General features: G+C 54.2%; 10 protein-coding genes. 6 read left to right on the top strand and 4 right to left on the bottom strand.

Going from position 1 to position 14,346, the window contains the following annotated elements:
• Window positions 1–14: 14 nt before the first annotated feature.
• Both FF011L_RS14760 and FF011L_RS14755 read left to right on the top strand, forming a co-directional pair.
• Window positions 15–698, top strand: coding sequence for a hypothetical protein (locus FF011L_RS14760; RefSeq protein ID WP_391560938.1), 684 nt, complete (start codon window positions 15–17; stop codon window positions 696–698).
• The gene (locus FF011L_RS14755; protein WP_145352422.1) at window positions 695–2,497 is read left to right on the top strand and encodes a YHYH protein; all 1,803 of its coding nucleotides are present in this window, start codon (window positions 695–697) and stop codon (window positions 2,495–2,497) included. Before FF011L_RS14760 ends, FF011L_RS14755 begins: the two co-directional genes overlap by 4 nt.
• A 761-nt stretch (window positions 2,498–3,258) precedes the next feature.
• On the opposite strand, the gene FF011L_RS14750 is transcribed toward FF011L_RS14755, so the two are convergent.
• Window positions 3,259–5,556: an arylsulfatase gene (locus FF011L_RS14750; protein ID WP_246109422.1), complete on the bottom strand. Its 2,298-nt coding sequence runs from the start codon at window positions 5,554–5,556 to the stop codon at window positions 3,259–3,261.
• Window positions 5,557–5,981: 425 nt separating this feature from the next.
• On the opposite strand from FF011L_RS14750, the gene FF011L_RS14745 reads away from it, so the two are divergent.
• The 3 genes from FF011L_RS14745 to FF011L_RS14735 all read left to right on the top strand — a co-directional run bounded on the left by FF011L_RS14745 (window position 5,982) and on the right by FF011L_RS14735 (window position 8,480).
• Window positions 5,982–6,416: a hypothetical protein gene (locus tag FF011L_RS14745; RefSeq protein ID WP_145352421.1), complete on the top strand. Its 435-nt coding sequence runs from the start codon at window positions 5,982–5,984 to the stop codon at window positions 6,414–6,416.
• A 115-nt stretch (window positions 6,417–6,531) separates the two neighbouring features.
• Window positions 6,532–7,515, top strand: a complete 984-nt coding sequence (bufB, locus tag FF011L_RS14740) for an MNIO family bufferin maturase (protein WP_145352420.1) — start codon at window positions 6,532–6,534, stop codon at window positions 7,513–7,515.
• The gene (locus FF011L_RS14735; protein WP_145352419.1) at window positions 7,515–8,480 is read left to right on the top strand and encodes an HvfC/BufC N-terminal domain-containing protein; all 966 of its coding nucleotides are present in this window, start codon (window positions 7,515–7,517) and stop codon (window positions 8,478–8,480) included. The genes bufB and FF011L_RS14735 overlap by 1 nt, the downstream gene beginning before the upstream one ends.
• Before the next feature lie 107 nt (window positions 8,481–8,587).
• Here the strand turns inward: FF011L_RS14735 and FF011L_RS14730 are convergent, their stop codons facing one another.
• A complete protein-coding gene (locus tag FF011L_RS14730; RefSeq protein WP_218932640.1) occupies window positions 8,588–9,205 on the bottom strand; it encodes an HdeD family acid-resistance protein in 618 nt (205 codons plus the stop codon).
• A gap of 121 nt (window positions 9,206–9,326) precedes the next feature.
• Window positions 9,327–10,346 carry a class I fructose-bisphosphate aldolase gene (locus tag FF011L_RS14725; RefSeq protein WP_145352417.1) on the bottom strand — a complete coding sequence of 340 codons (1,020 nt, stop codon included), beginning with the start codon at window positions 10,344–10,346 and terminating at the stop codon, window positions 9,327–9,329.
• Between the two features lie 1,235 nt (window positions 10,347–11,581).
• Here FF011L_RS14725 and FF011L_RS14720 point away from each other — a divergent pair.
• A complete protein-coding gene (locus FF011L_RS14720) occupies window positions 11,582–12,577 on the top strand; it encodes a hypothetical protein (RefSeq protein ID WP_145352416.1) in 996 nt (331 codons plus the stop codon).
• A gap of 210 nt (window positions 12,578–12,787) precedes the next feature.
• Here the strand turns inward: FF011L_RS14720 and cls are convergent, their stop codons facing one another.
• Complete coding sequence (cls, locus tag FF011L_RS14715; RefSeq protein WP_145352415.1) at window positions 12,788–14,221, bottom strand: cardiolipin synthase; 1,434 nt, start codon at window positions 14,219–14,221, stop codon at window positions 12,788–12,790.
• Between the last annotated feature and the right edge of the window lie 125 nt (window positions 14,222–14,346).

Raw genomic sequence — 14,346 nt, 5'->3', positions numbered from 1 at the left:
CATGTTTCGGCACAATGCACCTTGCGTTGCAACTGGGGGCGCAGCCTCCGATCAACCAACCGTCCAGTGCGAACCGGGTCGGTAAACCCCGAATCAGCGACACCGTGAAAGCGAATGTGTACGCAGACAATTGGTTTACGTTGTACATCAACGGCCAGCATATCGCAGTCGATTCGATCAAGTTCATGCCGCACAACGTGGTGAGTGTTGATGTGTTGCCAACCTATCCGATGACGATTGCCGTCATGGCGAAAGACAATGCCGACTCGGAAACAGGGATGGAATACGCCAATACCAGTATTGGAGACGCAGGTTTCATTCTTAAGTTTGGCGATGGAACCGTGACCAATAAAACCTGGAAAGCCAAAGCGTTTTCTCACGGACCGATAGACCATGACACCAAAAATCCCAAGGTAAGAAACCTGCCGATTCCGGAAAATTGGTATGCGATTGACTTCGATGACAAATCCTGGGGGTTTGCCAAGGAGTATTCGCAGCGGCAAGTTGGGCCAAAGGAACCATTCTTTGAGCATGACTTCAGCGGGGCAAGTTTCATTTGGACCGATGACATCGAACTTGACAATACCGTCATCTTCCGTCACTTCGTCGCCGATTCGCCCGATGGAGTTTCGCGACCAGACTTTTCAAACCTAAACAATATCATTCCTGATTCCCCACGAAGAAGGCCGAAACGATGAAAGTAAAAAGCAATCATGGGGGCACCCACCGATTTTTCCGCTCGGCGTTCACGGTCGCAGTGATACTGGTGGTTCCAAACGCCCTTTTGGCGCACGATGGTCCGCATCATGGCGATTCAGAAAAACCCAAAGGATCAAGGACCTGGACACTAGGTGCTGAAGGCGTTCATTTGCATGGCACCTTCGTAACCGCGTCCGCTGGGGACGTGCAAATCCGCCGCGACGACAATCGTTTGGTCTCTCTAAAGATGGAACGGCTGGTCGCGTCAGACCGTGAGTGGATTGCGAAACGTCTTGAAGCGATCGATACGCTCAACCAGCAACGCGAGCTGCATTTTGTTGTGCAGAATCGACCGAGCGGTGATGGAATTCCGGCAAACGAGAACGCTATGCCATTGATCTACGAACACTTCCAACCGTTTTCCAAGGTACTGAAGCTCCGTTTGGACGACGACTATCTTTATGTTGGCTCCAATGGAATGCCAGACCATCCGATGATGATCGGGATTCGTTCATGGCAACAGCAGGTCCCGATTCCACAGAAGTACTTTGGTGACAACGCTTGGCGAATTCCTTTGCACCCCGTGCCTGCGAAACAGCCAATGTCAACGAAGGATAACTTTCTGCGAGGTGCGATCGCATTGGCGGTCAACGGAGTCCCGATTTTCAATCCGTTGAACAACCGGGGCGACGATGCGCTGCTGTTTGGGGAATTGGATGAGTACGGTGGTCACTGCGGGCGAGCGGATGATTATCACTACCACATCGCTCCTGTTCATCTTGAAAAGACAACAGGCAAAGACCAGCCGATTGCGTACGCTTTGGACGGCTATCCAATTTTCGGATATCAAGACCAACAGGCGACCGACTTTGCGCCGCTGGATTCGTTGGGCGGCCATAAAGACGAAGCGGGGCAATATCACTACCATGCGACCAAGACCTATCCGTATCTGAATGGCGGATTTTATGGTGAAGTGGTCGAACGCGGTGGACAGGTTGATCCGCAACCACGAGCTCAACCGATTCGTCCAGATTTGCGTCCACTACGTGACGCGAAGATTACGGAATTCACTCAGCCGAAACCGGGGAGTTATCGCCTTGTTTACGAAGTCCGCGGCCAGCAGGGAACGGTCTCTTACACGCTTGCGAAAGATGGGACGGCCAAATTTGAGTTCGTCGATACCGATGGTCGAAAGACGTCGGAGACCTATTCGCCGGGGGATGATCGGCAGCGAGGCGGTCCGCCGCAACCACCTCCACCGCCACGCGATGGCAACGGTGGTCGTCCACCTCGCGGCGGCCCCGGCCGAGTCGATGCGCCGGTAGACCTTTCCTCCATGTCCCGCACGAATGCCCCGGGCTTCAAGGTGAGCAGCCCTTCGGTCGACGAGAAACATTTTCTGTCGGTCGACTGCACGTGCGACGGTGCCGCGCAATCGCCAGCGATCACTTGGAAAGGGGCTCCCGAAGGAACGAAGGCCTTCGCCGTTACCATTTGGCACACGGCACCCGATAAGGAGAAATCCTATTGGGTGGTCTACAACATTCCCGCGAACGTCACTTCGCTAAAGCAAAACGCCAAAGGGATCGGCAGCATTGGCATCAATGACCGGGGCCAAGCCAGCTACGATCCAATGTGCTCCAAAGGTCCTGGCCTAAAAAAGTATCACATCACCGTTTTTGCTCTCTCATCGAAACTTGATATCTCACCCCGCGAGGCAACAAGAGCCAAGCTGCGGAAAGCGATGAAAGGGAGGATGCTTGGCGCATCGACGTTGGATGTTCTCTACGAACGGTAGGGAGGTTTGCTTGCCGTTTTTTTTTCTCGTTTTACGCGATCGAAGGAAACCTCGTGCATTTCGCCAATCGCAAGGTAATGCAGCAAAAGATCCCAACCCGCTGCGTCAGTTTTGTTGTTGCGCATTTTGGGCGTTGGCTACTTTGCTTTCGCCAGGCTTGTCCCGGTCCGGGCAACAACTGGCAGCTACCCCGATGAACACGTAGCCCCAGCGGGCGGCAGATACTTGTCGGCGGTGTAAGCCGCCGGGGTGGGTGTCGCAAAAAACAAAGCCCGGAGGGCGGCAGAACCATCCTTGTCTGTCGCCCTCTGGGCTTTCATGGGCACGCACGCTAGGTTTCCGTTGGCTTACGCCAACGGCAAGTATCTGCCGCCCTCCGGGCTAGAAGCACTGCACTCAGACTCGGATGGGCCGGGTTGAAATCTATACATGAAGGGTTTGCAGCAGTCGACGAGTCTCCATGGGGCCGAGTCGACAAGTAGCCCGGAGGGCGACAGATACTTGCCGGCGGTGTAAGCCGCCGGAGTGGGTGTCGCGAAAAGCAAAGCCCGGAGGGCGACAGAACCATCCTTGTCTGCCGCCCGCTGGGCTAACAGCACTGCACTCAGACTCTCATGGGCGGGCGTGTAATCAATAGGTGATAGTTTCCTGTTGGAACCACCGTCTGGCGACGGTAGCTACGGCATGCTCGGTGGCTCCGCTTGCCATAGCATGGACAGGCAGTCAATCCTTCACCAATCAATTACCCTCCCGCTGCCGGCTTACTTAAGATCGATTTGGACGGAATCGATCGTTCCGGAAAAGGGAAATGGGGTCTTGTAGTTGCCGACGGCGCCACCGGTATCTTGGCCGACTTGAAGTCCGTCTTGCGGTTGTTCGCTTAGGCTGCCCGGGCGCATGTTTGTCGGGACGTTCTGCTCGTTGATTCGAAGGCGAAGTGGCCCTTGTCTGGGGAGCTCCGCTTCGATCGTTGTCTTCCCTTTGGGCGTGATTCCGCTGGCAAGGATGTTGCGTTTTCCAGATCGTGTAACCACAAAGAACACCTCGCCGTTTTGGACGTAGATTCCCCATCCGTGTGACGATCCCCCTTGAGCGATGATGGAGCCATCACCCTGGATATCGGCAACCACTTTGACGCGGAGATTCCGGTTCGGGATGAACGGAGCGGAGGAAGTTGCAAGCGTCTCTTTCCCTTTCAGGTGAAACCGCATCTGTTTGCGGTTCATTGTTTGCGAATGCCCTCCAGGCCTTGGCGGAGATACTGGCAGCACGTCGGATCGTTCTGCGTACTGTTGCCATAGATCGGCCAGTTCCTTCACCAGTTGCGGGTTCTGGGCGCTCAGGTTGTTTTGTTCACTTCGGTCCAGGGCGATGTTATACAGTTCCCATTCGCCTTTGGTTCCTTTGGCAACCAATTTGAAGTCTCCCTCGCGTACGGCTCGGTTCCCTTCATGTTCCCAGAAGATGGCGTCGCGTTCGATGCTCCCACCGGTGAATAGAGGCACCAAGCTTTTGCCCTGAAGCGGTTTAATCGGGTTCTGGTTATGGAAGGTTTTGGGGTAGGTCCCTTCAGCGACGTCGATCGCGGTCGCCATTAAATCGACCAAGTGGCTGGGAGTGTTTTCCAGTGAACCTGGACGATTGATCTTGCTGGGCCAATGGACAATCAAAGGAGTCGAAATACCACCTTCATGGACCCAGTGTTTGTATTCTCGGAAAGGCGTATTGGATACGGTTGCCCAGGCTTTACCGTATCCGATCGCTGTGTCGGCGGGGCCTGCGAGGCTGCCGACGCCGGTTCGCATTGGAAACCCGTCGCGTGATTGTTTGGGAGTCATATCGGGCTGAATCAACTGGTTGGGAACCGGTGGCAGGGAAGGTGTTTTCGCACGCGGGCCCCCCTGCCCTCCTCGTCCATAATTTTCGGCACAACCGCCGTTATCTTGGAAGAAGCAGATCATCGTGTTATCGAATTGATCGGTCTCTTTTAGAGCTGCAACAATCCGTCCGATTCCACGGTCCATGCTGTCAATCATGGCGGCGTAGACCTCCATGTTACGTTTATCCCACTCCCACTCTTCTTCGTTCATCCAGTCGTCGGGAATTGCCCAATTGACCGTGCTCTCTTTGTCGATCACACCCAATTCAATCATTCGCTGGTAGCGGGCATTACGTACGGCGGCATAGCCCGCATCGTATTTTCCTTTGTACTTTTCGATGTCCTTGTCCAACGCATGCATCGGCCAGTGCGCAGCGGTAAAGGAGACATACATGAAAAACGGTTCTGGATTTGAGCGCGAAGGGTGTTCACGGACATAACCGGCCGCATGATCGGCGATGGCGTTCGTGTAATAGTAGGTTTCGTCTTCGCGGTCCGCAGCCGTGTACTCGGGATCCGCGAAGGGTGAAATGAAGTCGTTTCCGCGTGTCAACGTATTGGGATCAAAGAAGCTGCCGGCTCCATGAATCGTGCCATAGAATTGGTCGAATCCGCGTTGCAATGGCCAGTTGTGTTTCTCGGCGAAGGATGAGGGGGCGATCGTTTTGGTGACATGCCATTTTCCCGACATATAGGAACGATAGCCCGCCGACTTTAACGCCTCGGGGATCGTCACACAGTGCCGGTTCAGTTCGCCTCGATAGCCATCAAAACCTCGGTCCTCCATCATATGACCGATACCCGCTTGGTGAGGGTATAGCCCGGTCATGAGGCTCGCTCGAGTCGGGCAACAGCGTGCTGTATTGTAGAACTGGGTAAAACGAATTCCCTTTTCGGCTAACGCATCTAAGTTCGGTGTCTGGATTTCACTTCCATAACAGCCGATATCGGAATAGCCCATATCATCGGCCATGATATAGATGATGTTCGGACGATCGGCTGCCTGCGCTTTGAGGGGCGTCGTGGTTAGCGTTTGCGTGAATAGGGCGACAACCGCTGAAATGGCGGGGGCTGCTATGCGGTGTCTTAGACGATGGGAAAAAGTTCGGTGACGATTCCGAGATTTTAAGCCGTCGGTTTGCGTTTCGGCGACGAAGTGGAACATGTTGATTCGAGACATTTGGATGGTGAATGCGGCTTGAACATTAAGCGGACGAGATCTCCTATCGTAACCGTGGTTCACATCGGCTGCATGCTGGATTGAAAAAGCAAGCAATCGTCGTCGGTAATGGTCTGGCAATCCAATCGCGTCCGCTGCGTTGCTTCTCTCTATTTTTAAAGTCAAATCTCGGTGGCTATCTGGGAGAGTCAAAAAACTTCTAAATCCTGTCTGCCGGGAGCGTGTGGTTTTGTTCACTGATCACCCCGTCCACGAAGGAAGCTACCTCTTCCCGGGGAAAATTGGTCGCATTGATAGCGGCAATTCTGATGTTTGTGATATAGCTCACATTAGGACGCGTGCTCTGTAAGTACAATTTTCGCGTGAAGAAGTCCTACGGCTTCTTCTTTTACAATTCGCTGTAAACATTTCGGAGATTGTCAAACATGAGTAATTCAAATTTCGGGCGACGCAACTTTGGACGACTCGCCCTTGTGGCGACCGGTGCGATGGTCGTTGGTGCAAAAGACGCTGTGGCCCAGGACAATGCAGCCGCCAAAGTCGATCTTGGAGTGGACCCGGCGTTATTGATCGCGTCCCCGAACGCTTGTAAAGGACTGAATACATGCAAAGGCGAAGGGAAAGGGCAGCACGACTGCGCTGGCATGGGGTCCTGTGCTGCAGTTGCTAAGCACGATTGTGCCGGAGCGAATGAATGCAAAGGGGCCGGTGGCTGCGGCGGCTATCCTGGACAAAACACCTGCAAAGGAAAAGGTGAGTGTGGTGTGCCTTTGAATGCTGGAGCCTCAAAGTTGGCAAGAAAGCAGTTCGAGCAACTGATGAAGGCAGCTGGCAAAAAGGTCGGCCCAGCCCCTAAGTAAACGGCTCGGTTGCAGTTGGCATAGCCCAACTATTGGATGAATTCGTTGCGGCCAGTTCTTCATTTGCAGGTCTGGCCGGACGCGTCCTAATCAACTCACACTCGGTGGACGACGTATGCAGTCAAATCATGATGCGACAGAAAGTCTGAAGCAAACAGACAATGACCGGACTGGACTGGGCTTAGGCATTGGGTTGAGAACGGTTCACTTCGCGCACATTCTGAACGAGTGGCCGGAGGTGGATTGGTTCGAAATCATTTCAGAAAACTTCATGGATTGTAGTGGCCGACCAAGATACATCTTGGATCAGATCGCCGAGCGTTACCCGATTGTGATGCATGGCGTTTCAATGTCGATTGGCAGCACCGATCGGCTGGATATCGACTATTTGAAAAAGCTCAAACAACTTGCGTCGGACGTGAAGGCGCAGTGGGTTTCGGACCATGTCTGTTGGACCGGCGTCGCCGCGAAAAATACTCACGATCTGCTTCCGGTCCCATACAACGAGGAAACGCTAAAGCACTTAGCAGCACGCGTCCGCATCGTGGAGGATCTGCTGGAACGCCCATTGGTGCTTGAAAATCCAAGCACCTACGTCACCTTTCGTGATTCAACGATGAGCGAATGGGAGTTCTTGAAGTATCTGACTGAAGAAACAAATTGCCAGTTGCTGCTAGATGTCAACAACGTCTATGTGTCCAGCGTCAACCATGAGTTTGAACCCAAAGAATACCTTGACGCCATTCCGGTCGACCGAGTGGTTCAGTTCCACTTGGCAGGACACACGGATATGGGCACGCACTGTATCGATACGCACGATGGTAAAGTGGTCGACCCTGTCTGGGAACTTTATCGCTACGCGCATCAACGAGGCGTGCGGGCTTCGACTTTATTGGAATGGGACGCGGGGATTCCTGAATTCGACGTCGTTCACGCTGAAGTACTGAAGGCCAGAAAGTACATGAGCGATGCGTATGCACCAGACGAGACCGCCGACAGTGAATCACGCGACAGGAAAACAGGGGTGACAGCGGCAGAGACGAATCGACCTGTGGGGATCCCGCAGCCTTCGCATTACACGATGGCGGAGATTGAGTAGTGGGATCTGCTGAAGACTGCAATGCATCCGCGAACATCGACGCAACCTCGTCGGATCCACTTCACCGATGCGCACCATCGCTGCGTGCGGTCCAGGAATGGATGCAGACCGTGATCGCAAGCCCTGATGGAGTTGTGTCGGGTGCCGCGTCGACGGTAGCCAAAACGGCCATCGGGTCGGATTCCGCCACGATCGAAGATTTGATCTTGCCCTCCAGCCAATTGAGCAGTCAGCAGAGAATGGAGGTTTACGCCAATGCGTACTACGCTCGCCTGTTAGAGGTGCTGAGCGAAGAATATCCCGCGTTGACGCATCTATTGGGCGAAGAGACGTTCAACGCTTTCGCGTTTGACTATTTGCAGTCCTATCCGTCGCAAAGCTACACGCTCGCTAACTTGGGCGCCAACTTCCATCGTTTTCTGATCGAAAACCGAGACGCGACCGATGAGGGATCGGATCTAGGAATCGAAGCGTATTGGCTTGATCTGATGATCGACTTGGCGACGATCGAACGGACGTACAGCGAAGTATTTAGTGGACCCGGAATCGAGAACCTGGAAACCCTGAATGCTGATACTTTGTCGGCGGTTGAACCCGATCAGGTTGGCGAGCTAACCTTGAGATTGGCGCCCTGTGTGCGTCTGTTGCGACTTAGCAGCGGGGCACATGAATATGCAATCGCGGTGCGCAAGGGGACTGCGACCCGGGATGATCTGCCGAGCGCCAAACCGACCTTCTTGGTCGTAACACGCCTGCGATATGTCGTCCGCACGATTGCGGTGGAGGCGTTGGAATTCCAGTTGCTCGAACGCTTGGCAAACAATGTCTGTCTGGGCGAGGCGATTGAGCAAATTGCAGAGACCTCCTCGCTCGATGACGAACAATTGACGATGTCTGTTGGCACTTGGTTTCAGAAGTGGGCCTCTGACCGGCTCTTCCTCGATTTTCAATTGCCCGGTCAGTAATGGTTTCTCGGGGGCCGTATCGAACCTCTTAAAACGTTCGATCATCTGGCCACATCGAAAGTCGGCACCGAAGCGGTTGCCGACTTTTCTGGCAATTGTCCAATTGCTCAAATCTCGTCATGTTCGGGCGGAAGACTGCGAATCGTCAGAGAGAGCAATAACCAATTTAAACCACCGAAGATCAAGTCCAGTCCCAGCATCAGCCCGATCAACCAGGGGGCAGCTTCGGGGAAATGCCGCAGCACCACGATGCCAAATAGGATTGCGATCATACCGCTGGTCAGCACCCATCCCCAATGCGAGAACCGCAATTGCAACGCGGCAACGACGCGAAACACTCCACCGGCAATCGAGAAAGAGGCGACTAACAGCGTCAGTGCCGCTGCACTGGCTAGCGGTGATTCGGCCATCAGGACGCCGATTACCGTGTAGAGGATACCCATCAGCAACTGCACTAAAAACGCACTCCACTTCCCCGTCATGAAAGACGTCACGATCGTGGCAACGCCAGCAAGTAGCAGCACGATGCCCAGCACCATGATGACACCGAACGTTGAGAAGATCGGAAAGGTGACGGCAACAATGCCACCCAGGATTAGTCCAATCCCCAGCAGGAACGGGCCCCACCAAATTTTGCGTAGGTGTTGGAGTTCGTCGGGCATTTGCCGCCGCGGGATCGTTATGTCGTGTGAGCTAGAGGCTGGATGAGCGCTGGATTCGTTCATGATGTTTTTCTTGGAGAGTACGGGGAAAGGGGGGGGGTAGCCGAATTTGGTTTGCCTGATGTCGGCAGGGTTGAATCGTATTTTGGGAACCGAACCCATTCGTCTTTGGATCCGATGTCGCCTAAATTTTGGCGACCTCATGCTGCGTATTAGCACACCGTGCTTTCGCGTTTGCTTCTGCACGTTCAAGCAGCAACGCTCGGGCAGCCGGGACATTCGCCTTTTCGCCCAGCCAGCATTCCAATGCAGGTCGCTGGATTGCCCGACCAAACGAAAAGGTTAGCGGCCACGGGGCTGTCGTTTTATAGCGCGCGTTCATTTCGGCTAATCGTGCGGTGGCATGTTCGGGGTCTTGCCCGCCGGATAAGAACGCGATGCCTGCGACGGCCGCCGGAACGGTTCGCATCAAACATTGCACGGTGGCGTCGGCGATCGCTGCATCGGAAGTCTGCGCTTCGTAGTCCAATGCAGGGGCCACCATATTCGGTTTTAAAATCATCGTTTCAAGCGTGACCTGTTGCCGATTCAATTGTACGAATACTTCGCGTTGCACCATTTCGGTCACTTCACCGCAACGTAAGATCGAATGGTGACCGTGCATTAAGACTTCTGGTTCGACGATCGGGACCAATCCGACCTCTTGGCAAAGGGCTGCATAGCGGGCCAGCGCGTGGGCGTTCGCTTCGACGGCACCGGCGGTCGGCAAATCGTCGTCGATTGCGATGACGGCGCGCCACTTGGCAAACTTTGCACCCAGTTGTGCGTATTCGCTCAGTCGTTGGCGAAGTCCATCGAGCCCTTCGGTAACGGTTTCGCCATCGTGACCGGCGAGAGGGACCGTTCCTTTGTCAACTTTGATGCCGGGCACGATGCCTTGTTCGATCAGCAGTTTGACGAAAGATTCGCCACTGGAGGAGCTTTCGCGAAGGGTTTCGTCGAATAGGATTGCCCCGCTGATCGATTGACCTAGCCCTGGCGTGGTGATAATCATTTCCCGATAGGCACGCCGCATCTCTTCGTTTTGCGGGATGCCAAGCGATTTAAACCGCTTGTTACACGTGGGCGTGCTCTCGTCCATCGCAAGGATGCCTTTGCCGTCGACAAGGAGCGCCGAAGTCGTTTCGCTAAGTTGATCGTGCATGTTTCAAGGGTTCCAAAATTGGCCGAAGTTGCCAGATATTGGACACGTTGGTTGGAGTCAAAATTCTGGCGAAGTCAGCGACGGTGTGAGTCTGCGGTCGCGATATCCACAGGCGAATCGCGATGGCAACGCAATGCAATTGTCGGACCGTTCGCGTGACCTTCGATGGTTTGTCTCGTAACCCCGTCTCTCGGGCCGTGCGAACTAGCAGTCGGCGGTTTCCAAGCGGATTGCAGGGGGCAAGAGCCCGCTACGTCAGCGAGGGATAGCGGGCAGCGCTTTCGGTCGCTCGTTTATCGGTTTGTCGATTCAATCCAATGCGGAGAAAGATTGTCGCCTTTCGCTTCGTGAAAGTAGCTTTAAGGGAGCGTTGTTTCGCGGAGGCCGTAAAATTATCGATGACGATTTCAATCCTGCCCCTCCGAGTTTGAGTGCAATGCTTTTAGCCCAGCGGGCGGTAGATACTTGCCGTTGGCGTAAGCCAACGGAAACCTAGCGCGCGCATGAAAGCCCAGCGGGCGACAGACGACAGACAAGGATCGTTCTGTCGCCCGCTGGGCTTTCCTTTTCGCGATACCCACTCCGGCGGCTTACACCGCCGGCAAGTATCTGCCGCCCTCCGGGCTAGGTGTTCGCTTGGCCCCATGGAGATTGGCCACGGCTGCAAACCATTTCACATCCCGAGCGAAAGTAGCTTTAGGGAGCGTTGTTTCGCGGAGGACGCGAAATTGTCGATGACGATTTCAATCCTGCCCCTCCGAGTTTTAGTGCAATGCTTTTAGCCCAGCGGGCGGTAGATACTTGCCGTTGGCGTAAGCCAACGGAAACCTAGCGCGCGCATGAAAGCCCAGCGGGCGACAGACGACAGACAAGGATCGTTCTGTCGCCCGCTGGGCTTTCCTTTTCGCGATACCCACTCCGGCGGCTGACACCGCCGGCAAGTATCTGCCGCCCTCCGGGCTAGGTGTTCACTTGGCCCCATGTAGACTCGCCACGGCTGCAAACCGATTTCACATCCCGAGCCAAAGGCGACACTTCGCAGGCCGGACCATTTCGTTTTTATCAACTTGGAAAGTTCGCCGTTTCATTCGCTGGCAAGCGATCTCGCACTGTACTATACAGTTCGAATAGCGTGGTTCTTACAATGCTGCTCTTGCCGTCCTCTCTGTGCACCTTGTTGGAATGAAGTTTTGACGGGTGTTGAAATTTTGGAAAATACTGAACTGGATAAGACGATGAAACAATGGAATATGAAACTAGCTATTTTGGCGTTTGGCATGCTGTTGATCGGATCTTCCTGTAATGGTGAAGGAGAGGTTCTTACCGGCACCTATGACGGCACTGCCTCCGTTTCGACTGGGCCGGCCGTTACGACGACTTCCAATCTTTATCCTGCCGGGCAACGAGTTGCCGGCGTCGGCACGGTTACCGCGTCGGACAATACGGTTTGGACCGTCCCTGCAGTGGTCCGCTATACGGACGATTCCTTTCCCTTCGCTCCCGATCTATACAATCCCGACGGGACCAAACACGCGACAGCTGCGGATGCGTTGGCTGCCTTCAAGGATGCCGACATCGTGGAAATCGACGCCGATGGGGAAGTGATCACCGCGTATATCTTTGGCGACAATTATTTCGAACTGTATGTGAATGGAGTTCCCGTGGGGAAAGATGCAATCCCCTTCACTCAGTTCAATTCCCATATCGTTAAGTTCAAGGTTGAAGCACCCTATACGATTGCGATGAAGCTAGTCGATTGGGAAGAGAACCTTGGACTGGGGACTGAAAAGAATCGGGGGAAGAGTTTTCATCCCGGCGACGGAGGCATGGTCGCCGTATTCAAGAACGCCAGTGGCGAAACGGTTGCTACGACGGGTAACGAATGGAAAGCACAAACCTTCTATACCGCTCCTATCAAGGACTTGTCCTGCCCCACCGAAGATGGAACGACTAGGAGTAGTGCCGGTTGCGATACCGAGGCCGTGGGTGACGGAAACGCCTTTGCGGCGTTGCACTGGAAAGTCCCCGCAAACTGGATGGATGAAGCCTTTGATGATTCGTCCTGGCCTGCCGCCACCACTTACACCAACGAAACCATCGGCGTTGATAACAAACCCGCCTACACCAACTTCACCGATGTTTTTGACGACAGGGCGGACGATGCTGAATTCATTTGGTCGACCAACGTGATTTTGGACAACGAAGTCATCGTCAGGTACACCGTGGAATAGTGCTTGTGGCTCACCTGCGCTTCGCACTGGCAACCTGCCGGTAGGCCAAGCATGTCGCGTTTTCCAGCAAGCGAGGCCATGGGGGGCGTGAAGGATTTGGATCCTTGATGCCCCTCATCGAAAGGAACGGGTTCCACTAGTGCTTGCGTCCCGTTCGGTTGTTCCGCCTGGGCGACAAAGCCTGCGTAGGTGCTGGTCCTTCGCAAGTGGTTAAAGGACGGGACTCATGGTGGCGACGATGTTGTTCCAGAATCGACGCATTGGAGACCAAGCCAGGACATCCTCTAAAGTGACTTGTTCCGATTCCGCAATGTATGCCTGTTGGCGTTCCCTGATCGATTTTGTGAACTGGTCATCACGCAGCAAGATGTCGTTTTCGTAGTTCAAGTCGAAACTGCGAACGTCCATGTTGGTCGATCCGATTAACGTAACCGCCCCGTCGACGGTCAGCGTTTTGGCATGCAACAAACCGCCTTTGAACTCGTGGATCTTGATGCCCGTTTTCAGCATCCTGCGATAGTTGCTGCGGCTGACGGCAGCGACGATCCACGAATCGTTTCGTTTCGGAAACACGATGGTGACTTCCACACCACGAGCTGCTGCCGCAAGAAGTGCATTCAATACGGTTGGATCAGGAACGAAGTACGGCGTTGAAATGACAAGTTCGCGTTGGGCCGTTCCCATCAGCACGGAAAACAACTGCGGCGTTGCACCGCGGCGCTCGGTCGGGCCGTCTCCAAAAACCTGAGCCGCGAAACCACCGGGAAGCGGGGCTGCGTCTAGCGGCAAATCCTGCAGCAATTCCTCCTGGCCGTTTAGCATCCAGTCGCTGGCAAACAGAAGATGATTCTGCGCGACGACGGGGCCTTCAAACCGAGCCATGATATCGATCCAGGGCGCAAACTTTGGCTTCACCCGAAATTCTGGGTCCGCACAGTTCTGGCTTCCGCAGTACGTCACTCGATTATCGATCACCGTAATTTTTCGGTGGTTTCGCAGGTCGACGCGGCTGAACAGGATGGTGCGAAGCAAATGTTTGAAAGACAACGCAACTTCAACTTTGACACCAGCGGCAGCCATCTCTTTCCATAGCGACGACTTGATCATCGCTCGCGAGCCCAATCCGTCAGCCATTGCCCGGCACTTGACGCCACGTTTCGCGGCCCGCATCAGTGCATGGGCGACGTTCGTACCCGTGGTATCGTTCAACCAAATGTAATAGAGGACGTGAACGTGAGTTTTGGCGCTGTCGATGTCTTCTATCAATCGCGATCGAGCCGTTGCGGCGTCCGGCATCAATTCGGCTCGATTGCCGACGGTCGTTTTGAATCCATCGACAGAAGCGGCTGCACGGAACGGGACGCGGTACTGGACCTCAACATCGTCATCGAGATTGCTGTGGCAGTTTCCCAGTGATCTCTCGCCAACTTCGTGAATCTTCGCGAAGACTTCCTTGTGTCGTTTATGGATCGTGCGACCCAGGTTGATTTCGCCGAACAGCAGGTATGCCACAACGCCAAAATAGGGCAAGACCATCAGCACGATGAACCAAGCCAGACGGGATGTTGGCGCTAAGTCGTCACGCCAGAGGACTCGCACGGTAAAAGCGGCGAGAAACAGAAAGTGAATGAGTACCAGAATCATCTAAATTCGTGGATCAATTTCTTGATCTCTTCCAATTGCATGCTGGAGGGGGATGCCATTGCCGCCTGCGGAGATCAGCATACTCGGCGAAATTGGGATCGGTCAATGCTCACGCGATTCCGTGC

Origin of the sequence: Roseimaritima multifibrata, from assembly GCF_007741495.1 — a bacterium.
Taxonomy (GTDB): Bacteria; Planctomycetota; Planctomycetia; order Pirellulales; family Pirellulaceae; genus Roseimaritima; species Roseimaritima multifibrata.
The sequence above is the reverse complement of the archived record's forward strand: the minus strand, read 5'-3'. Positions and strand labels throughout refer to the sequence as shown.